The 22757-nt window shown below is 47.3% G+C and carries 16 protein-coding genes; 8 read left to right on the top strand and 8 right to left on the bottom strand.

Annotation, left to right across the window (positions count from 1 at the left end; all coding sequences use genetic code 11):
* The first annotated feature begins 263 nt into the window (after positions 1-263).
* The 4 genes from SMSP2_RS12950 (at position 264) to SMSP2_RS12935 (ending at position 3819) form a co-directional block, all read left to right on the top strand.
* Positions 264-944, top strand: a complete 681-nt coding sequence (locus tag SMSP2_RS12950; RefSeq protein WP_146684461.1) for a hypothetical protein — start codon at positions 264-266, stop codon at positions 942-944.
* A gap of 47 nt (positions 945-991) precedes the next feature.
* Complete coding sequence (locus tag SMSP2_RS12945; protein WP_146684460.1) at positions 992-1189, top strand: small basic protein; 198 nt, start codon at positions 992-994, stop codon at positions 1187-1189.
* Positions 1190-1367: 178 nt separating this feature from the next.
* Entirely contained in the window at positions 1368-2480 is a 1113-nt protein-coding gene (locus SMSP2_RS12940) for a pyridoxal phosphate-dependent aminotransferase (protein WP_146684459.1), read from the top strand.
* A gap of 118 nt (positions 2481-2598) precedes the next feature.
* On the top strand, positions 2599-3819 hold the full coding sequence (locus SMSP2_RS12935; protein WP_146684458.1) for an MFS transporter: 1221 nt from the start codon (positions 2599-2601) through the stop codon (positions 3817-3819).
* 70 nt (positions 3820-3889) lie between these two features.
* On the opposite strand, the gene SMSP2_RS12930 is transcribed toward SMSP2_RS12935, so the two are convergent.
* From SMSP2_RS12930 to SMSP2_RS12915, 4 genes are all read right to left on the bottom strand, one after another.
* Positions 3890-4585, bottom strand: coding sequence for a transposase (locus SMSP2_RS12930; protein ID WP_146684457.1), 696 nt, complete (start codon positions 4583-4585; stop codon positions 3890-3892).
* A 398-nt stretch (positions 4586-4983) separates the two neighbouring features.
* Positions 4984-5190: a hypothetical protein gene (locus tag SMSP2_RS12925; protein WP_146684456.1), complete on the bottom strand. Its 207-nt coding sequence runs from the start codon at positions 5188-5190 to the stop codon at positions 4984-4986.
* 122 nt (positions 5191-5312) lie between these two features.
* Positions 5313-5891 carry a hypothetical protein gene (locus SMSP2_RS12920; protein ID WP_146684455.1) on the bottom strand — a complete coding sequence of 193 codons (579 nt, stop codon included), beginning with the start codon at positions 5889-5891 and terminating at the stop codon, positions 5313-5315.
* Positions 5892-5960: 69 nt separating this feature from the next.
* Positions 5961-7427, bottom strand: coding sequence for an RHS repeat-associated core domain-containing protein (locus SMSP2_RS12915; RefSeq protein WP_472387585.1), 1467 nt, complete (start codon positions 7425-7427; stop codon positions 5961-5963).
* Between the two features lie 181 nt (positions 7428-7608).
* Between SMSP2_RS12915 and SMSP2_RS12910 the strand changes: the two genes are divergently transcribed.
* Positions 7609-11052 (top strand): LamG domain-containing protein, encoded by a 3444-nt coding sequence (locus tag SMSP2_RS12910; protein WP_186804724.1) that lies wholly within the window; start codon positions 7609-7611, stop codon positions 11050-11052.
* Positions 11053-11082: 30 nt separating this feature from the next.
* Here SMSP2_RS12910 and SMSP2_RS12905 read toward each other — a convergent pair whose 3' ends face one another.
* Entirely contained in the window at positions 11083-11634 is a 552-nt protein-coding gene (locus SMSP2_RS12905) for a demethoxyubiquinone hydroxylase family protein (protein ID WP_222566356.1), read from the bottom strand.
* A 314-nt stretch (positions 11635-11948) separates the two neighbouring features.
* Between SMSP2_RS12905 and SMSP2_RS12900 the strand changes: the two genes are divergently transcribed.
* Positions 11949-13508, top strand: a complete 1560-nt coding sequence (locus tag SMSP2_RS12900) for a calcineurin-like phosphoesterase C-terminal domain-containing protein (protein ID WP_146684452.1) — start codon at positions 11949-11951, stop codon at positions 13506-13508.
* 30 nt (positions 13509-13538) lie between these two features.
* On the opposite strand, the gene SMSP2_RS12895 is transcribed toward SMSP2_RS12900, so the two are convergent.
* From SMSP2_RS12895 to SMSP2_RS12885, 3 genes are all read right to left on the bottom strand, one after another.
* A complete protein-coding gene (locus SMSP2_RS12895) occupies positions 13539-15554 on the bottom strand; it encodes a cellulase family glycosylhydrolase (protein WP_186804723.1) in 2016 nt (671 codons plus the stop codon).
* Between the two features lie 13 nt (positions 15555-15567).
* Positions 15568-17037: an MFS transporter gene (locus SMSP2_RS12890; RefSeq protein WP_186804722.1), complete on the bottom strand. Its 1470-nt coding sequence runs from the start codon at positions 17035-17037 to the stop codon at positions 15568-15570.
* 239 nt (positions 17038-17276) lie between these two features.
* Positions 17277-18461, bottom strand: a complete 1185-nt coding sequence (locus SMSP2_RS12885; RefSeq protein ID WP_146684449.1) for an AraC family transcriptional regulator — start codon at positions 18459-18461, stop codon at positions 17277-17279.
* A gap of 184 nt (positions 18462-18645) precedes the next feature.
* Here SMSP2_RS12885 and SMSP2_RS12880 point away from each other — a divergent pair, with 184 nt between their 5' ends.
* Both SMSP2_RS12880 and SMSP2_RS12875 read left to right on the top strand, forming a co-directional pair.
* Entirely contained in the window at positions 18646-21354 is a 2709-nt protein-coding gene (locus SMSP2_RS12880) for a hypothetical protein (protein ID WP_146684448.1), read from the top strand.
* A gap of 519 nt (positions 21355-21873) precedes the next feature.
* Positions 21874-22722 (top strand): PEP-CTERM sorting domain-containing protein, encoded by an 849-nt coding sequence (locus SMSP2_RS12875; protein ID WP_146684447.1) that lies wholly within the window; start codon positions 21874-21876, stop codon positions 22720-22722.
* Positions 22723-22757 lie beyond the last annotated feature (35 nt).

The following is a 22757-nucleotide window of genomic DNA, read 5'->3' as shown; positions in this document are numbered from 1 at the left end:
AAATTACTAATTGAAATTAAATGTATTACATGAGCGGCGGAACCGGCTGACTGTAAACAGAGGTATTCTAACAATTTTGTTACGTTTAACAACACTTATCTACATTTTGTAGCCGGTGTATGTTCATTATTTCATAAAACCAAGGGGAGTGTTTTTTTGAATCGGGCAGGTTATATTTGTGTTTGCAATTTATGTCAAAATAAATATAATCAACAGATTATCGAAAAAACCGAATTTAACCCCTATTACTTGGAGAAGCCAAAATGTATAAAGGTCGTGGTCAAAAGGCTTTATACGAAGCTCTGGGCAAGAGCCGGGGGGGTCTGTACCGCGATGGGAAACCAGTACGGGTCTCGGGCAGGCCCGGAGATGACAAAAAAGACCATAAAAAGAAGAAACCTCGCAGCAGGCCTTTATTTTCCGAGGTTGCGATAATAAAACTTGTAATCGGGCTGATTATTACTATAATCCTCGTCTGGATTTTGGTCTCGGCCCTTAGAGGCTGCAGCGAAACGGCTGAGCCGAAGGTATCTCAGGAAGGAACAAAAGAAACGTTAAGTCCTTCAGAAACAGATGTTTCGGACGAATACTCCGATGAATCGCCTGAGCCGATTGTAGCGAGAATAAATGCCGACTCAAAGCCGGATTATATGGGCAGCGGCAGTAATGTCATTGTCGTGGTGACCTATCAGGTACCCGGCGATCTTGAGCCTGTAAAAGAGTATTTTGCCCAAAACGGCATTGCACTGCATATTGTCAAGCGGGGCAAATGGTATTATCTCGAGACAGTAGAGACCTTTGAAACTGTTAATACCGTCGGAAGTACGGGGTATAACGTAAAAGAAAAGATTAAGAAAATCGGCGCACGCTATGAGGCGCCTGCCGGATACGAGACATTCGGAACGAAACCGTTTCAGGATGTTTACGGTAAGAAAATTAGATAACAAAAACAGTAAATAGAGTAAATATAAAGATTTACAGGAGAACGCAAATGTCATTGGACAGTTCACTTAAAACAGGTAATGCTCTTAAAAGGCATCGCAATGTGCTAACAAGGGCAGAGCGGCTTGAAAAACTTACAGAAGACGGCCGCTGGGACGACTCACAGGAAGTTACAGGCCTGCCAAAGGTCGGACACCGTAAAGTCGGCGTTGCCAAGAAGAAAAAGAAAAAAGACGACGAAGAATAAACATCTTCGTTTTCTTGAGAGAGATGATTGCCGCCTGCAAGTTAATCACTTCCTGGCGGCATTTTCTCTGCGCGTCAAATTTATTCATCATGCCGCAAATGACATCAGGCTGGTTGAAATTTCGCCGCGGCTGTCATTTCAGGCTTTATAACCCACCGGAGAAAATATAGGATTTAAGATGCTCGAACTACTTGCTGATAGAACAAAATTAATGGACGCAAGCGGCATCCGCAAAGTTTTTGCACTCGCCGCCGATCTAAAAGACCCTGTTAATCTCTCAATCGGCCAGCCGGACTTTGACGTTCCCCAACAGGTCAAACAGGCAGCCGTAACAGCGATCGAATCCGGCTGCAACAGCTATTCGCAAACACCTGGTTTGCAGGAGCTTAAAGACGCTGTTATTGCCAAGGAGACATCCAGGCTTCATTGGGATAATCCCGAAGTGTTCATCAGCAGCGGGGTGAGCGGCGCTTTGTTCCTGACTTTTTTAGCGCTTATTAACCCGGGTGATGAAGTAGTCATTCCAGATCCTTATTTTGTTATCTATAAACAGGTTATAAACATGCTTGGCGGTAAGTGCGTCTTTGTTGACACCTACCCTGATTTCCGCATGACCCCCGAAAAGGTTGAAGCGGTCGTTACGGACAAGACCAAGCTGATAATAATAAACACCCCCGCAAACCCCACAGGCGTAGTCTCAACAGAAGATGAGCTCAAGGGCATAGCTGATATTGCCGCCGGGCGGGGGATTCTCGTTATGAGCGACGAGATATACGAGGACTTCTGCTATGACGGCCCATCTCCAAGCATAGCAAAGTTTTATGACAAAACGATCCTGATGAAGGGCTTTAGCAAAAACTGCGCGATGACCGGCTGGCGTTTGGGCTATGTTGTTGTCAGCCAGGAGCTTAAGCCATTGATGAACGAGCTGGCAAAATTGCAGCAGTACACCTATGTCTGCGCACCTACCCCATTGCAGAAAGCCGCAATTACGGCGCTTACGGTAGATGTCTCTGAACATGTCGCCGATTATGCCCGCCGGCGGGATATGCTGGTTGAAGGGCTAAGCGATAAATTTGAGTTTGTCCGCCCGGGCGGCGCTTTCTATATGTTCATAAAGGCCCCCGGCAATCTCAGCGGAACGGATTTCGTTACCAGGGCTATCGAAAACAATCTCTTGATAATCCCCGGCGGAGTTTTCAGCGAAAGGGACACACATTTCCGTCTCAGCTACGCCAATTCGCCGGATAAACTCAAAAAGGGTATTGAAATCCTCAATTCTATAGCATAAGATTGCGCTTTGCGCAATTTCAATATCGTCCGGTTTCGTTAACGCTTTGAAAGCATACGGTTATGGGCAGGTTTGTTAAATGATGACCCGAAGATTTCATATCCTATTCTAATATTTAATGGTTAAACTTGTAAAAAAGAATCCTATTGTTGTTATATTTGCAACTTACATCGCAATAGAGATATGCAAAGTTACAGGTTTTGTCTCCGGACCGTCTATTCAGCGGTTTTTCGAATTATCCAACTCCCAATTAGGCCTTATTCTCAGCTCACTCTCACTCGGTGCTCTTCTGATGAATATCGGTATCGGCCATATTTCGGATTTTCTGGGTTTATGGAAAATATGGAAAATTGGTATTTTGGGAAGTATCGCTTCGATAGTGTTATTTTTCGCCGCGGCGGGGTTCTGGTCGGTTTTGATTCCATTGTTTCTGCTGGGCGTGCTGCATGTTCTTACTTTAAATGCAAACAACGTCTATCTAAGCGGAGAATTCAAAGAAAACAGTTTTCATGTGATGGCGCTGGCATCAGGTTTATGGTTCGGTTCTTCGATAATAAGCACCCCTCTAATAGGTTTATGGATAGAATATGCAAATAACGCAGAGCTTGGCAGGATGATGTTTCTTGTTCCTTACAGTTTCGATATCCTGCTTCTGCTGGCAGTTTTTATACTTGGAAGCCGGCTTGCCAAGCCCCTCATAAAAAAAACAGAGTTCGAAGATCGGAAAAATGCAGAAAAGTTAAAAGGAACAGAAAATCCCGAAAAAAGAAACATCTTCGGCTGGGTTTCGATTATTATCATCTCTTACTGCCATGGAACTATGATAGTCGGAATAATCACCTGGGCAAATCCAATGGTTCAGGAAAAATTCGCAGTTGCCGACTTTTACGGCTCTCTGACGTTCGCGGCGTTCGCAGTTGGCCTGGCTGCCGGCAGATTTCTATCGGCGGCAGGTTATGTCAAGCTCAGCACACGAACGATGCTTGTTATAAGCGGGGCAGCGGGCGGGCTTATTTTCACCGCGGCAATGTTGGCAGCGGGATTCTGGCTTACAATTATCTTTATTGTTATGGGAGGGCTGGCGGTTTCTACTACTGCGCCATGCATTTTGACTCTGGTACCCGAACAGTTCCCGACTATTCGTGCCCACTTGTACGGGCACATGGGAGCGAGCATCTGTATAGCGGCGTTTATGGCTCCATCGACTATAGGCCTGATTGCTGATTACGGGGTTCCTATCAATGTAGCAATGCTGTTAGTCCCGATAGCAGCTTTAATAATGGGAATAACCAGCTTTATATGGAAATTGCATGATAGAATGATTCAAGTTGACATCTAATGAACCTTATTTAAATAGGGTAAATAGGATTTAAATAGGGGACAGTTACCTATTAGGCTTTCGTTTTTATTCATTTTTTTACACCCTTGTCTTTCTTTTTCGTTCTTTTTGGCCGTCCGACCGGCAATGGCCTCAATCGTCTGCCTGCTATCTTCTCCATTTTACTTAAAAATGAATCGGTTACAAGCGGCCTTCCGCGACTCGTCGAAAGCCGCAGTCTGGCGATATAATCCTTATCCAGCTTTTCCTCCAGCAACCCCCGCCAGTTTCGGGAGCCGCGTTTATCTCTCCACCACCGCATGTCGAGTACCTGGGCAGGGTCGCTGTTCTCCAGGTGCGCCTTTGCGCTGGAATAGGGATAATCGCCCGCCTTACGCACCATACGGGCCCGCACCGGGTTCTGTTCAACATACCGCATCGCTTTCCACAAGTGCCGACCGTCCAGTACACATGAATAAAACCGGTTTTGCCAGAGATGCCCGCTGCGGCGATGCATACGGTTTATGTACTGTGTATAGAGCAGGTGCGTCCGGCCGACAGCCTTGGCGAGTGAATCGGACGCCTGAGGGATCGCGATAATATGAATGTGATTGGTCATCAAACAGTAGCATAAAATATCAAGCCCAAACTTCTCTGACTGCTCGCCAAGCAGCTCAAGATAGACCTTCCAGTCGTCATCGACGAAGAAAACATCCTGCCGGTTATTGCCGCGTTGAGTTATATGGTGCGGCTGACCTGTCAAAACTATCCGTGCTTTACGTGGCATATCGAAATTATAGCAAAATTAAATCATAATGCAAGAACAAATTGGTAACTGTCCGTCCCCTTTTGTATTGTATGGGTGACCCATTCTTGGGTGACCCATTCTCGTCTGCCCTGCCAAAACAAGACAAAACTACTATTATTATTTATTATACAAGGGGACAGTTACCTATTAATTTTATATTTTTATTCATTTTTCGTACTCTTGTATTTCATTTTCTTTTTTTGGCCTGCCGAGACAAGTGATAAATGGGTAGCTGTCCCCCATTTACCCCCGAGTTACATGGTGCGGCTGACCTGTCAAAACTATCCGTGCTTTACGTGGCATATCGAAATTATAGCAAAATTAAATCATAATGCAAGAACAAATTGGTAACTGTCCCCTATTTTCATTCGTTATTTTCATTCGTCAACAGGATTAATATCGGCAAAATCAACCACTTCACGGATGCTGCCCAGCCGGTCATGCAGGTAGAAGAGCCTGTCTTCGAGGGTAATAATATAGTCTTCATAACTATTATCCCCATCGTCATCGTATTCATCAAGGTATTTATCGTGTTTGAGCTGACACAGTACCTGGGAGTCGGCGTAGATATATGAGTATGTCAAAGAGCTTTATTTTATATAATTCGTATTATAACAGATTTACGGCAATCCGCAAGATGTATTTCTCAGATAATAGATTCAAAATGCAGATGGCGTCTAAGCATAAATACATTAATTGAAAGAGTTTATGTTACATCGCTGTTAAAAGAGACTTCACCCCGTTTCGTTCGCTGCCAGGGTAAAGGAGACATAATAAATTCTAATCTGTTATTCAAAGATAATTTATTAACATTATATTCTAATGATTTCTGATTAATTATTACTCGATCCAAAATTATTTTATGATTTTCATTCAAATATTTTTGAATTTCATTTAAACCTTTAACACCGAAGGCGTATTTGGGAAAACTGAAACAGTATTTTTTTTCTTGGTAGTAAACCAACAGGATTAAAGAAGATGGCTTTCTCCAAGCACAGTCTACTTGCTCTATTGGAATAAGGAATGTATCGTCATCCGCAAGATAGAGGACAAGCGTATTTTGTCCAAGATGAACTTTTATTTTATGCATTAAGAGCATGTTTCTAACTTTTAACAATGCAATAACCATAAGTATTAATGGCAAAGCCATCATTGATACAATAATTAAAATACCTATCAAAAGTAAAAACTCACCAGAAGACTTATATATTTTAATAAAATACCAAATTCCATAGACGCATGATCCTATCCAAGCGAGCAAGAATGCATTGATATAAATAGTCATAATCCATTCGAACAAATATCGAATTCTATTCTTTTTAATAAACATATTTATGTCTTCCAAGTATGTAATTTACTGATCAACATAATCACCAAATATTCCACCAATCATTCCCGTAATAAACTGCCTATCAAAAGAAAATGTCCAAGCAGTTATTTTCTCAGGTGAGGTGAATTGTTCTATCAGACCGGGTACAATAACTTGTGATCCCTCTTCAACGAAATTGTCGGCAACAGTTCCTAAACCTCCAGCAACAACTGACATTCCTATTTCTGTTAGAAAACGCTTACTTTTGAAGCTACCATTACTAAAATAAGTATTTAATGATGCTGTATATGCTCCGGCTATAGAACCTGCAACTCCTAAACCTGCTTTTTGTGCTATGTTGTATTCTATAAAGCCAGCACTTGCTCCTATTGCAAATTTTGTTTCCCAACTTAAATTACTTGGCCCAGTGGCAGCATTAACACCACCGCTTATTAATGCATTTACCGTAGCTCCAAAAGCATTAATTTTCATAGCCGCCCAAGCCTTCACTCCCACTCCAACGGCAGCATCTTTAGCACGCATACCCATACCCCATATTGCCCCAAAGATTTTACCATTAGGGTCGATTCTATTAATTGGCTCATTAGCAGTATACAGATATCGATGCAAAGTTAATGGTTCTCCATATTTACCCCTCACTGGGTCGCGGCCCGTGAAACGCATCATTTGCGGGTCGTACATTCTGGCACGGAGGTAGTATTGGTCTATCTCATCATCATACCACTGGCCGGTGTATTTGAAGGGGTTGTGTATGCCGGTATTTTCGAAGCATTCGCTGCTGAAATCCTCGCCGAAGGGGTTATAGGTATAACCGGCGACAACGACGGGGCTGTCTTCGATACCGTCAACAGGATTAATGTCGGCAAAATCAACCACTTCGCGGATGCTGCCCAGCCGGTCATGCAGGTAAAAGAGCCTGTCTTCGAGGGTAATAATATAGTCTTCATAACTATTATCCCCATCGTCATCGTATTCATCAAGGTATTTATCGTGTTTGAGCTGACACAGCACCTGGGAGTCGGCGTAAATATATGAGTATGTCAAAGAGCTGTTATCGAGATCAAACTCACATAGTATTGTAGGCAAACCGCCGACAATGTCAACGATATATTGGGTTTCTGTGGTAACGCTGCTCTCACCCTGTCCCGGCACAACGGATTTCTTGTACACCCGGTTGTTCATTGGGTCGTAAGCCAGGTCTATATAATCAGTTGGGACGGTTCCGCCCGTCTTGAGCCTGCCGTCAAGGTTGTAGGTAAAGCTGTCGTTAATGCCGCCGGTCAGCCTTCCGTTGTCATCCCAGGTGAGGGTATTGCTGTTTAAATCGGTCATCAAGTCGCCGGTAAAGCTGTATAAGGACGCATTGCTGCCCGTCTGACAGGAAACATTCCCGTCTTTTGTATAGTTATAACCGGCAGTCCATGTAGAGCCGTTGATATTAGTCATCACGGCACTTGCCAACTGCCCTATCATGTCGTAAGTATAGTCCAGCTCATGGAAAAACTATAGAAGGCCGGATAACAATCAAAATAGCGGCTATCTGCCTAACTATAAAAAGCCGTGCACGGAATTGTCGGAAAATGATAAAAGTTTACCGCATTATTGGTCTTTAACTTTTTGGCGCTAAGATATAATAAATCCCATGGTTAATATTGGTAAAAGCCGGTTTCGTATGCGATTCGCCCTTGTCCAGGCGTTTATTGTTTTTATAACGTCGGCAGGCTCACTGGCGGCACAGCAGTATCCTCCCGAATTATTTGAAAACGCCGGCGATTACAGCTATATGTGGTGGAAAGACGGCTTTCGCGGCAGTGAAAAGGTCTTCAATATCCAGACCGGCAGCTACGGGCTTTCGTTCGATTATGACGATTTCAATCTAATCAGTTTTGGCGCAATACCCAACCCGCCCGCTGAATCAGAAGCTCTAAGGGCAGATAACAGCGTTATTAACTCTCTGCCCGCTGCATCACTTACCTGCGGAATAGAGGTAAACGCCGCGCAGTACAATGCCGTTTCTGCAGGACCGGGACTTGCCGGCTGTATGCTGATTGAAAGCGGCAAATTTTTCCAAAGGCGATGGCTCGAAAACATAACACTCGAATCCGCGGCACCGGCGGGCGAAATGCAGCTCGAAATTGCCGCCTGGCCCGATAGAATCAGTTTTGTATTGTACTTCACGCCGCAGGAGACCATTACAAACGGCTCGCTGATCCTTGAGCTGGACCTTGATCAGTATTTGCCAACACTAATCGATGAGGCCATGATAAAGGGGCTTTGCGACTCACAGGGGCAAAACGGGTTCGTCTTTACTTCTGACCATTCCGCGGCATCTCTCACCTGCGACACAGCCGAATCAAAGTGCCGGCTCAGGCTCAACATCGAAAACTGGCAGGCCGGCACTGAACAATCAATAGCATTGGTAGTCTATCCCGAATCGGATAATTTCGCCGCTAAGCTTGAAGATGTTATCGCCGCGGAAACAACACAGATATCCATCAACGCACAACAGACACAGCCCCTTAGCAGAGGTTTAACAACATACTACAAAAGAAGATACGGCTGGTATCACATCGGACTGCGAAACGACTTCTGCGGCACATACCAGCAAAGCGGCAATGACAGAATCGAACGGGTTGAGATGCTTATAACCAATCCGACGACTGTTGAGCGAAAGGTGCGCCTCAGCTTCTACAAGGACGGCAATGTCTGCCAGGTTGTGGGACTCTCTGCTGTGCTTTGCGATTCCCAGTACAATCCGCTGGGAATCCCGATACAGCTTTCCAAGAATTGGCACAACTCCGATACCGGCGGCCGGTTTGATTCTACGACATGGTTTCGCGGCAGCACAATCATCACCATACCGCCGCAGACAACACTTGAGCTCAGCTATACCAGTGTCGGCGCTCATTGGGGCGGAGTCGCCGCGGCTTCTCATGCTCAGCTGTGCCTTGCCGGGTGGTCGGACAGCAGCGAATGGGGAAACCAGCTCTGGGAAGAATCTGCCCTGGGCTCATGGGCGGAAACTATCACCTATGACCCCGATGTATGCCTCAACAGATCAATGATAGATGACTGCCGCCCGATAATGGTGTATGCTATGAACAGAGACGAGCCGGTTAAATGGAGCTGGACAAACAACGTCGGCGGATGCGACTTCCTGGCGTACTGGAACGGCGGCGGCGAACGGCAGTACAACAGGAACATGAAGACTCTGCACAAGAAGAACTGCCCGGTTATTACAGAGGCCATATACTCCGGCGACAACAGCGGCGCAATTGACATGAAATGCACCGCAGGACTGTACCGCAGCGACGATATCGTAAGAGCTGTATATAAACTAAGATACGATGTGACAAACAATCTGCCCGTTGACGCCTCACCCGCCGGCAACAGCAAACGGATCGCTTTTTTCCAGCTTGGAGCCGATAACTACAACAACCACAACTTCAACAAAATGGCACGCGGCGACATAAACGGCATGATAGAAGAATGGAACCCTGTCAAGGGCGGCAACGACTACAGCAGAGTTGCAATCCCCTGCACCGGAGAAACGCCGTGGTTCTCACTGCACGAGGCAAACTCCAAAGACACATCGGTTTACGGAGCCTGGGCGAACCGCGGGCTTGTAATACGCGAATACTCAGCCCGTTTGGGCGGTGTTGAAACGCAAACACCTCTTGTGAGCGTGTACGGCACAGAAAACGGCGGATACAAAAGCGCTAACCTCGAATTGTCCGTGCCGGATAACATTACAGAGCTGATACCCGGCGACTATCTCGAAGCCCAGATTGTGTATCTGATTGTTCCTCAATACGCAGAAGATTACTACGGCCCGAATACACAGCTAAACGCCGCACTCGCGGCCAATCCCGACAGCTGGGAGATAATATACCGCGAAACCGCGGGCAACGATGTCCAAATCCAGATGATACGCGGCAGGCTTGTGCAGAATTACCCGCTGATTGTAAAAGTCTGCGGCGGCGCAGAATTTGAAATCACCGGCGGGATCGGATACTTCCCCATAACAATAGAAAACCTGCCCGCCTCCAAAGGATACCGGCTTGAGCAAAACATCCTTGGCGAATGGATTCCAATCGACCAGAGCGTGCACGGCAGCGATTTCTGGCAGTGCAATTACGATGCCGCCTGCCGGAGCTGGTCTTTGAGTTTCACAGTCCCCTTTGACACAGAAAACGACCAGAGAACAACGCGCCATTTCAGGCTGACCGGACCATACCTTTCTGAAACAGGCTCTGATTTGAATTGCGATAACCGCGTTGACCCTGACGATCTGAGATTGTTTGCCTCTGACTGGCTGGATACTTACCAGAGCGAAACCGGCAGCGAATTTGACCAATACTGCCTGGGCTGGTGGAAATTTGATGAAACCTCCGGCACTGCCGCATTTGACTCCAGCGGCAATGAACACAACGCCGCTGTAAACATCGATACAGCCTGGACAGAGGGCAGGGACGGCAATGCTCTCAACTTTACCGGAAACACAACCGCCGCTGTCCCACAGGCAGCCCTGTCATCACTGTCAGACGAGGTTACGATATGTCTCTGGGTGTATGGCGATCCGGCTTATCAGCCAGATAATCCCGATGTTGTATTTCACGGCAACGGAGCTGACAAGTCCAGAATACTGCTCTCTCATCTGCCCTGGAGCAGCGGCCTGGTTGTCTGGGATGCGGGATTCGCCGAGGGCAGCTACGACAGAATATCAAAAACCGCCGTACAAGCCGACTACAGCGGCCGGTGGAATCACTGGGCCTTCACAAAAAACTGCACAACCGCGGAGATGAAGATGTACCTCAACGGCTCACTCTGGCACAGCGGAACCGGCAAGACAAAACCCATGACAGATATAACGAGCTTCAATATAGGCTCTTATGCGGGAGCCCAGGGCAGCGGGGACGGATTCTACCGCGGCATGATTGATGATTTCAGGATATACGCCAAAGAGCTCTCAAGCGAGGATATATACAGTATTTACCAGGACATCAGCCCCGAGCCTGAATGCACGGCGATGATTGCCGACCTTGACGGAAACTGCAAAGTTGACCTGGAGGATTTTGGCCTGCTTGTCAAAGACTGGCTGCTTAACACAGAATAGTAAGAGCCTGCGAGAATCTGCAAAATAAACTTATATCTCTTTTGATTGGCTCCCGGTGTTGTTTTCAAGTTTCTTGAGCTCTGTTTTCCAGCGGGCAATATGGCCGTCCTCATCAGCCTGATCTTTTTCTATGACTTTGCGGGTTTCCTCGTCCCAGTCAATTGTTTCGAGCAGTTCGGCGTAGTGATCTACCGCCTTTGCCTCCACCCATATAGCCGTTTTTAGAACAGTCTTAGTTCCCAGCAGCCGTGAACCGTAACCGAAAACAAAGCCGACAATCCAGTATGCCCATCTAAAAAGTGACGGCTGAAAGCCGAACTCGTAGAGCTTGACCTGAAAATCCTGATAATGCCCCATCTCATTACACATTGCCGCTATCAGTTGGCGGTTGAGCTCAGTGGGCTTTTTTGTTATCTGAAACTTGTAGATGTTTGAGGCCATCAATTCAAGCGTGTGCAGAGTGAGAAGCCCTTCCCTGATCGCCTTAAGCCGCTCGGGTTTCATCTCAAGGCCGCGAATCCTGACGTCATCCTCACGCATTTGAGGCCGCACAATAGATGTATCGTATTTCTTCTCAGACATTTTATCCTCCTGTGTCTGTAAAATCTAATAATTGTTAAATCTTAAGCTGTATATCTAAGTATAATATATGAAAATATTAATACAAGCCTTTTTACGAATCCTTTGAAGGCATGTGCGGCATTTTTTAATGTTCAATGAGACTTGCAGAACCTCCCGGTAAATTGTTGAACCGTTTTGGAGTACATCAGGACGGCTCTACCAAATTATCCAACATTCTTCTCCAGCGTTTTGGGAATTTTGCTTGAATTGAGAGGTGTTTTTGTTAGTATTTTCGGTGTAAACTCAATTAACCCTTTAAAGAAAGTTAGATAAGCATGAAGCATCAATCTGTTATTTCAATTTGTACCTGGGTATTAACAGCCGCCGCGTTTTTTTGTTCCGGGGCACTTGCCGATGCAGCCGGAGTAGTCTATAACGACCTCAACGGCAATAATGTCAGAGACGCCGGCGAAGAGGGTATTGCCGGTGTTCAAGTTTCTAACGGAACAGATGTTGTAACTACCGACAGTAAGGGGTGGTATGAAATTTCAGTTTCAGATGACTGTATTATATTTGTAATCAAACCCTCCGGCTGGAGGACTCCGATAGACGAGAATAACCTGCCGCTGTTCTACTACATACACAAGCCCGTGGGTTCGCCCTCCGAACTTAAGTTTCCCGGTATAAAACCAACGGGGCCGCTGCCCGAATCCATCGATTTTGCCTTGCAGCGGCAAGACGAGCCGGATGAGTTCAATGTTTTTCTCTTCGGTGACATCCAGGCGAGAAATCACACAGAGGTCAATTATTTTCGGCATGTGATTGGCGAAATAGACGGCTCAGCAGCGGCTTTTGGAATAAGCCTTGGCGACAATGCATTTGATAGACTTGATGTGCTTGAAGGCCTCAACGAGGCTGCCTCCGGTATTGGCCTGCCCTGGTACAATACTTCCGGCAACCACGACATAAATTTTGTTACTGAGGACGATGCCGGTTCGCTTGAGACTTTCAAAAGTATCTACGGGCCCGCGAACTACTCTTTCAACTACGCAAACGCCCATTTTATTATACTCGATTCGATTATGGTGAAGAAAACTGAAGACGGCCGCGTCGGATACGATGAGGGGCTGGGGCGTGAGGAATTGACATTCATCGCCAACGATTTGAAACATGTTGACAAGGACAAACTCGTTGTATTGCTGATGCACGGCGGCCTGCACCTTTTTGGCAGTGAGCGTGATGAGCTGTTTGCCCTGCTAAAAGATTTTGATAATACTCTCAGTATCGCCGGCCATAATCATTATATCCGAAATATTATCTATGATGAATCAGAAAACTTTCATGGCGAAAAGCCGCACCTTCATTTTGTTGCCGGCGCTGTATGCGGCGGCTGGTGGTCGGGGGTTCCAGAGCCATTGACCGGCATTCCCCATTCAATGATGCGTGACGGGACTCCCAACGGCTATGCAGCACTGAATGTCAACGGCAATGAATATTCTATTAAATACAAGGCATTTGGAAGAGCTGAAGATTATCAGATGAATATCTACGCTCCAGATGAAGTATCTGCCGGCAAAACAGCAGAAACGGTAATTCTTGCAAACATATTTGCCGGTTCAGAAAAATCGCTTGTCCAGATGCGCCTTGATGATTCTCAATGGTTAGAGATGCAGCCCTCATCAGAGCCGGATCCATATTTTGTCAAGATGGTAGAATGGGAAAAAAATCAGAATCTCGCACGCCCAAACTGGAGCAACAATCCCGAGAGCCTGCATACATGGCAGGCAAATCTACTCGCAGACATCGAACAGGGGCTTCATGTCATCACGGTCAAAACAACAGATATGTTCGACCAGACGTTCAGCTCAAAGAAATTCATAAAGATAACAGAATAACACGGTATAAACGCGATACCCGGATAACTGCTACTCGTTGAGCTGCATAATAGCCTCGAGCTGGTAGTGTCTTGGGTGTGAATAATCGGGCAGGATATTGTAATCATCGTTTGGAAAGTTCCGGTTGTAGTTCCACAATCCCGATATTGGTGCGTTTGAGGCCTGTACGTAATTCAGCCGTTCATAGAAATCGTCCTGTGTCTGCTGTGTAGTGCCCGAAGCACCGAATTCCCCGACAAACAGTACCTTGCCGACACTGTCTGCCACGCTCTTGGCAAGCTCAAGATCTCTTGCGGTGTCATAGTAGTGGACAGAGATGCAGTTAATCGGGTCGGGGTTCTGGAGTTTGAACATAAGCCGTTTCTGTTCGATGGTGTCCGTTTCCCAGCTGCTGAACTGCCACTGATTCCACGAAGACTGGCGGGGGTAGCTGTTGCCCGATGATATCAGCCTGTACGGGTCATATTTCCTGATCTCCGCGGCAACGAATCTCATTACGGCGGCCTGCATTTCAGATGTCAGCTCGTCCTGTTCGGTTCTCTCCGCGGGGTTGCCAAGATTGGTGTATGTCGGCGGGCGGTGAGCCTCGGCGTTTGGCAGGTCCGTGGGCAGATTCCACTCGTTGCCGACTTCCCAGCCCCAGATCGCCGGAGAATTTTTGTATCTGGTTACTATCTCGCGGATATATTCTTTCATTGTTGCTGCGGTCTGACTGTTTTCATTGCCTACGCTGTTTACCGGCTCTCCGAGAATATCGGCAATGGTGTAGTGTGTCCAGAAAAGCGACGGGATAAGCCCCACGCCGTTTTCTTCGGCAGTGTTTACAATCCTGTCCATGGTTCGCAGGTACCTGGTCTTATCATCAAAATACATCTGCATATCAACCGGCCAGAAACCGCAGCCTGCCATACGGGCATATTTTATATTCCGCTCGCCAAGCCCTTCCAGTCCCGCCACATAATAGCCGTTGGAGGGGTTTTTGATCTGGTCAACAAAGCAATCAAAGTAGTTTACGCCGAAGCCGCTGTAAGGCACGCCGTTGGCGTAGAGGTTTCCGTCGCTCTGCACGCGCAGACCGTAGTAAGGCCCGCTCTGCCAGTGCCGGGCAAGCCGCGTGAAATCTTCGGTGTTCACAGAGCCGTCGCCGTTTATGTCCGCGCCGCCGCACCATTGATTTTCGGCTGAGCAATCAGACGCAAGCCAGTTCTGTGCCATTGCCGCCGCGTCATCGAGGTCTATCTGCCCGTCATCGTAGAATGAGCTCAAACCGTATCTGGGCCCCTGGGCGGTGATTACAATATAGCCCACATCCTCGGCAACGATTTTGCCTTTGCCGCCGAATGCCGAAAGTCTGCCCGTGTTTACCCAGTTGTCCACGTCCTGGAGTGTGTAATCTCCGGATATAACAAGTACGCCGTTTTCTATGTTGATGCTGCTGCCCTGATTATCCAGTCCCTCAAGAATGTGGGTTCGCAGGCTCCCGCCGAATAAATTCAGTCTGCCCGTGCCGCCCATGTATGCCTGACCATCGTGTGAGCCGAAGAACAGATTGGCGGTTCGACTTCTGCCGGCGAAAATATTCACTGTGCCGCGGCTGTAGCCGTATTCTGCGTTTCCGCCGCCCAGAGTTATAGAGGATGCGGCTTCGAGTGTTCCGCCTTCGATGTTCATCACTCCCCCTGCGATAAATCCGACAGATATCTGATCTGTTTCGAGTCTGCCGCCATATTCGAGATTAACAGCGGGTGTGCTGGCAGTGTTGCTGTAGCCGATCCATATTCCGCCCGGCGCCGCGGTCTGTGCCGTTCTTATAACAGGCCAGACTCCGGGGATATCGCCTTTTATCAATGCGTGGTCGCCGGCTGCGGGGACGCCAGTATCCCAGTTGGCCTGGCTGTGCCAGTCTGAATCGGCGTCTGTGTTTATCCAGAGCCGGCTTTCTGCGGTCGCTGAAAGCGGGAAAAGGCTAACGGCAAGTCCGATCAGAAAAACCGTTTTTGCGATTCTGGAGGTATGAAAACTACTTCTTTGGAATGTACTTATCATTGTTTTACCAGTTTTAAATAACAGGGTCATCGTCATTTATAGTTTCTATTGTCCCGTCAACAGGATTGTTCGGTGCATTGTTTCGCGCGTTTATCTCATGCCTGATCTGTTCAACCTTTTCCCTTGTTAAGGGGTAGAAGCATACAAGTATGAATGAAGTGCCTATAAAGGCAACCGGTACAAGCATATACAGAAGCCTCATCTTCAGGATTGTATCCTCTGTCTGCATAGCAAGGCTGCTGTCATAACCTGAAAAATCTATCATATAGCCCGCGCCTACAAGAGTAAACGCAATGCCTGCTTTTATGATCCATGAAAAAGCCGCACCGTACATTCCTTCTCTTCTCAGGCCTGTATGGTATTCTTCGACATCGCAAATATCAGCCAGCATCGAAGCGGTAATAACCCAGACGCATGAAAGCCCCGGGGCCATCATTCCCAGACTGATCAGCTGCAGGTAAGGCGCTTTTGGCGTGTAGAAAAACCATGTTGTAAAATACGCCGCCATCACAGAGGTCAGGCCGGCCAGCAGTATGCGCTTTTTGCCGAAACGCACTGCAAGGTAAGAAACCAGCGGCACCAGCCCTATGCCGGTAGTCTGAAACACGAAATTGGCAATCATTGCTATCTTTGAGGTTCCTTCTTTGCTGCCGCCGAATACATAGTATATGTTTATGTAGTTGCTGAAAGAATTAACCAGAAACAGCCCGATAAGCAGGAAGAACATTATCGCTCCGAGCAGGATAAACGTCTTGTTTTTTGCTGTTGTAGTGATTGCCGCTATGAAAGGTATCTTTTTCTGGCTTGGCACGGAAATCTGCGAACGGCAGAAAATCGCCGGCAGCATTCCGGTAATCATTACATACACACCGAAGATAATACCAACTATCTTAACGCCGTAAACTTCGTTTCCTTCTCCTCCGATTTTGATAGAGAGCCACCACAATGTCCCCAGCAGCAGCCCGCCGATACTCTGCATAAACGTTCGGTATGCCTGGACGCGGGTTCGCTCGTCGTAGTCTGTTGTCAGCTCAAGCCCCATTGCGTTCCAGGGGACAACAAAAATCGTATATGCCGTGTAGAAGAAAAATGATGTTACCAGAAAATAGTATCCCATTGCCCTGGCGCTGAAACTCGCCGGCGGCATCCATAACACGGCAAAGAATATACCTGAGAGGATCGCTCCCACAAATATAAACGGCCGTCTTCTGCCCCACCTTGAGCGGGTGTTATCGGAGATATTTCCAAGAACCGGATCCGAGATCGCATCCCATATACGCGGCAGTCCCATTGCCCAGCCCAGCCATCTGGGATCTACGCCCAGTGCTATGTTGTAGATCGGCAGGGCCAGGTAAGAGATGACGTTTGCCATCATAGCATCAGCAAGCGCGCCTGAGCCCCAGGCCAGTTTTGTGGTTGCCTTTAGCTTGTTTTGAGACCCGTTCCCTGTTGTGTTCGGTGTTTCCAGATTCTCTGATGCCATATATTGTTCCATTCAATTGTAATAAATTATTGCTTCAGTTTGTTACCGCTAAAGATAATTGTCCGAATTATTATTTATTGAATCTTTTCATCAAGTAATATATTTATCGCCAATTCTGCCGTTTGGCATGGTTTTGCTGTTGAAGTTATCTTGTAAGTTTTTTGCCAAACGTATTTTAATGCTTTATCCTGCTGTTAGAATGGGCTCGCTGTGCGGGTGTTTTTGCGCAATAAGACATATCATCTGCGTAAAATGACTGGTTTTTCAAACTCTTCCCTGTATTGAGCCGGTGATAAACCTTTCTCGCTTTTGAAATATCTGCATATATTCTCTACACTGCTGTGGCCGAGCATGGAAGCGATCTTGGAGACGGAATAATTTGTTTCTATGAGTAAATCGGCCATAAGGTCAACATGCGTTCTCTTTATCTCGTCAAGAATGCTTCGGTTGAGATGCTTTTTGAAACGCAGCTCGAGATTTCGCCGTGAGACAGACGTAGCGCTGACCACTTCTGAGACGCCTATGAGTTTGTATTTATGTTCTCTGATGTAGGCAAGGGCGGCGGTTACCTGTGAATCCTGTATGGCACATATGTCAGTTGAGCGTCTTTCTATAACCCGAATCGGCTTGGTGATTATGTTGCAGCCTTCAAAATGCCTGCCGCTCATCATTTTATCAAGCATTTCTGCTACGGCATAGCCCGTATCTTCGGTATTGAATTCAATGCTGCTCAGCGGCGGGTTAGCCAGGTCGCACAAGAGCTCATCATTATCTACGCCCAAAATCGCAATTTCTTCGGGCACAAGTATCGATGATGTTTTGCAGGCTTCCAGCACATGCAGGCTCCTGTCGTCACTGCAGGTCATCAGGCCGGTCGCCGGCGCAAGGGTCTTGAGCCATTTTGAGAGCTTGTCTATTTCATCTGACCAGAGGTTCCGAAGCGAGGACATGGGCTTCATGTAAACCTCTACCTCATAGCCTCTTGCGTTTAAAGTCCTGCGGAAACCTTCGAGCCTTTTTGTTGACCAGCCCACATCGGAGTAGCCGCAGAAAGCGAAATTTTTGAAACCCTTTTCCTGGAAATACTCGGCGGCCATACTTCCCGTCGTTTCAAAGTCGCTGGTTACTATCGGTATGCTGGGCACTTCCCCTGAATAGTCCCAGCCTATTACCGGCACACCAAGCTGCAGGACTTCATCGATATGATCCATCTCCCGTGTTATAATTCCGTCCGGTTTCCACTGCTGGAACTTTTTCAGCTCGTTTTTGTTCCGTTTGTGTTCGGGCCGCCAGTAGAATTGTGAGAGCCGGTATAGGCCCCAGGGATTGTTCAGCCGGCAGTACTTGGCAATGCCGCGAAGTATATCTCGTGTCCAGCCACGGTCAATGTCCAGAAGCAGTAGAACTCTTTTTGATTTATGCATTGATCAGCCTATGTAACTGAATGTTAATGGTTTAATAGCTAAGATGATACGTTTGTGAGTTTGTTTTGCAAGCGTTTTGCGCAAAATGACAAAATAAATACGCAAAATGATTTAGTGACACAACATATATCTGTTATAATTACAAGCATTTACAATGCAATCACTATTAACTTAGAGGCCGGTCATGAGATTGTTAACTGTTTTTATCGCTTTAGCGGCATTTATTAACCTGCAATCAGTTTTTGCGGATTATTACTGGTTATCAGGCTCATTAGGCGGTGATGGGCTCGGTTGCCCGGACAAAGCCATTATATCCGCTGAACCCCCTGCCGGCGCGGACGTATGCGGCAGCATTAAGTGGTGGGACAAACTGCTGCGTATTGCCCAGACGTCCGACGCGAATGAAGCCGAGGCACTCAATGCGGAAGTGGCATTCAACGGTTTTGTAAACGACCCGACGTGGGGACTTTACGGCCAAAAACTCTCCGAGAGGTTATGGAATAAGACCCAGGCGGACCAGGCCGGCTTGAAAAGTATAACATACTTTGAGACATTTGGTGAATGCGCAACATACATAGCCGAGCTGGATCCGGTCAGCACCAGCCCAGACTATAACACTGTCAGCCGCAATCACTGGAGCTGGCAGCTCTACAGCGGCAATGAAATCGTATGGGTGGGCGTTCACAACTGGTTTGATGATGAAGAATTCGCCCGCCCGTGGACACGCACACATCCGGTTTACGGCGGCAGCCCTATGACCTATCCCGACGGCACCGCCGCAGCCGGCTATCTTGGCGACAGCAGCGATCCCCGCAACAGCAGGGTCTATGACGCCGGCTGTTCAAAGGATATTCTGGGCAGGGTATTTGTCAACTATGAGTACAACAGCCTCTCACAGGCAGCTCAGAACGGCCAGCTCTATGTCCCTTCAGACAGGGGAGATTATGCCGGGCATCTCAGGCAGGGCAAAGACACGGCCTGTCCGGCATGGATTGATTATGCCTACGCCTCTGCGCTGCACGCTACAGGGCTGGGGCTGCACGGAATGTGGACAGATAATTACGGCCCGTGGGATAATTTCAACAGTAAGCCCGTTCAGCACGCATTTGGAGAGTGGTCCGTTGCGCTATTCAGGAATCACCTTTCAGATAATTTCACCGCCGGCGAGTTAGCGGATATGGGCGTCTCAGATGTTATGACATTTGACATCCGCCAAAGGCTTAAAAGTATAGCCGCCGGCTGGGGTTGGGATATTCATTCTACAGACTTGAACCATTCTGCGTGGAAAGATTCAAGGTGGCAGAATGAACCGCTCTGGCAGGCGTATCTTATATTCAAACGCCGGGTGGGCACCGCCGCTCTTACAAATTATGATGCCGCGGTGCACGCCGCCGCCGGCGAGAACGGTATTGAGGATTTTGCTGTCCTTGGAAATGGTGTGCCTCTGTTCAACCTTGGCTGGACACGCGGAAACCTGGACATGGTAAGCACAGAGATATCCGCCGGCTGGGGGCTTGGCAGCGGCTCCCGCGGTTTCACGCTCCCGCCGTTTGGAAGGATATCGCCCGCCTACAGACTTGCCCGGCAGCAGTCAAGAAGCAGGTTTGTAAATGTATGGTTCTATAACAGCGGGTATGAAGATTATTTAAAACATGACACGGAAAACGGTTACCGTGCTAACAGAAATGTCTGCCGTGTGCTGTATTCGGAAATGCTCTCGTCAAACACTCTGCCTATGCTGCTCCCGTCAAATCCAAGGGAAACGGGAGACCCAAGTACAAACAGTCAGTTTTTCGGATTTGTCTCCCAGGTAGATAATCTGTTTAGCCGGCGCTGTGCAGTGGAAGATGTCGGTATATATTATTCGTCTTCATCAATACTGAACCAGTACTTCCCGGGCGGTATAAGGGATTTTGACAATCAGCCGCACCAGTTTTCCAACTGGGGCTGGGCGACGGCTCTGGGGCAGCTGCATTTTCAGTACAGGTTTGTGCCGGAATGGAAGCTGAGTTCCGAGGCGCTTGACGGCCTGAAGGTTCTGATAATCGGTGAATCAGAGGTTTTTGACGGGGACGATGTCTCGGAGATTCTTTATCCGTGGGTAGAATCCGGCGGCAGGCTGATTGTTACGGGACGCAGCGGAAACCGCCGCGGCGAAGAAGGCAACTTTGCGGTTAATCCCGCCGGTTACAGCCTCTCTATGCTGACGGGAGTTTCAGATATTTCCTCAGCCCCGGCTTCTCAGCTTCTAAGTGTAGGCCAAGGAAAAGTTTACTACATAAAAGACAATATCGGCATGGATTATTACAACGCCGCCGCCTTGCAGCGGGCAAGCATGTTGAGTGATTTTTCAAATTACATGGACACAATTCTGGCAGGCACGGATGCTGTTATTGAATCAAGCGACAGCAATCTTGACGAGAATATCGGGCTTACGCTTTATGAGGATATATGCGGGGGGAAACTTTTTGTCGATATAGTCAATTATAACATTGAGCTGGAAACCGATAAGATGACTAATACGCCGCCGTTTACTTTTGATGCGGAGATGCCGCAATGGCTTGAAGGCAAAGAGTTTACAGTTAGTACAGTATCACCCGACGCGGTTGATGCGGCGTTTGCTGATGCAGAGTCCATTCCGGGCAGGATCCAGATAACCGCACCTTCGATAAGTTTCTACGCCAGTATTGTTATAAGCCTGAATTTAGAAGCAGATATAAATGGTGATTTGCGGGTGGATTTTGCCGATTATGCGGTGATGGCGTCCAAATGGCTGGAGGCTTCATGCTATGCCGGCAATGACTGGTGCGGCGGCGCGGACATCGATCTGAGCAGTGATGTCGGAGCAGCCGATGTTTTAGGGTTTGCGGCGGAATGGTTGGACGGAAACTGATGGGTAACAAAAATTTGTTAAGTCATTTTGCGAAATACACAAGTCATTTTGCGTAGAAGTAATGCCGTTTAGACTTTTTATTTTCAATGGAGCTTTGATTTTTAAAACCTTTTTGATAAATGCTTTATAAAATTGAAACTTTGTATTTCCCGAGGCGGCGTTTGTTTTATTTTCAAGTAGAAACCGCCGGATAAAGATATCGGGTTGTAATTAGCCGGTTCGTTTTATATAATATTAACAGTAGTTATCAGGAAATAAAGTTTAGACTTTAATTTTGGTGATGCATTTAGAAAGAAGAACATGATTTTATAGAGGTAAAAGAAGTTGAAGTATCTCTCGGTTTAGAAGTTGTGTAGAGATTTCCAATTCTTCCAGGCTTATTTGGATTTACGCTTATGAACAATATATGGCGGCGGTCCGGCAGTAAAGCCTACCGAAAGTAAATCAGATAAATATGTAGAGAATCTTTCTTATGTTAAGAAGATTATTTATTAACCTTATCAAAGGAGAAAAGAAGTTATGGAAAAGTACAGGATTTTAGTTTTAATGTTGATCTTTGGCGTTGCCGCTCTTTCATCTGCTGAGTATGTGAACTTCGTCGGGCAGTCAGACGGTTCCGGAGGGCGTTTAGACGGTGTCGGCGATGTTGAACTTGGTGACAATTGGGCGAGCGGTTCGGTTCCCTACGGAAGTGATACCGGACTGATAACCTACGCAAACAACGTCTGGTGCGGTGACGGCGCGTTAGAGGACTTCGGTGTACGTTTAGAGGGCGGAACTTTTGTAGCCCCTAACGGCCTTGCGATGCGGGGCGGAGCTTTTAATTCTGGTGTAACTACGCTGATCGAGGTGGATACTAATGACTGGAACACGGTTACCAACGTAGGCATTACCGGCGAGCTGACTTTCTGGTCTCAGTATGGCGAGCATATGATTCTAAACGTACTAAACGGCAGCGTTACAGCCGATTCCATGTTCGCGATATACAAGGGAACGCTCAATCTGGGCAACGGCATAGTACACATCGGAAATGCTAACGGCACAGCCGAATACAACATGCTGGCAGGCGGTTCCGGACAGATTATCATCGATGTAATACCAGACACCTTCGCGGTAGATTTGGATTTTGGAACCGGCAATACCGGCAGCTTCACACTCGGCCAGAAAACCGGCGGAGTTACCACAGGCGGAGTCTGGGACTGGTTCAGGAATAACGGCATGATCTCTATAGACGGTGTTGTTACGACTGATCCTGCCGCGTACTTAATCACGCAGGATGGCCTTTCCAGCTCCATATCGCTTGTTCCCGAGCCTGCAACCATGATGCTGCTGGGTCTTGGAAGCATCCTTATTCGCAGAAAACGCTGATTTGTGATTACGCGGGTTAAGACTTTTTTTTACAG

The sequence above is a fragment of the Limihaloglobus sulfuriphilus genome (assembly GCF_001999965.1).
GTDB lineage: Bacteria > Planctomycetota > Phycisphaerae > Sedimentisphaerales > Sedimentisphaeraceae > Limihaloglobus > Limihaloglobus sulfuriphilus.
Note: the sequence above shows the minus strand (reverse complement) of the source record. Positions and strands in the feature narration are given on the sequence as shown.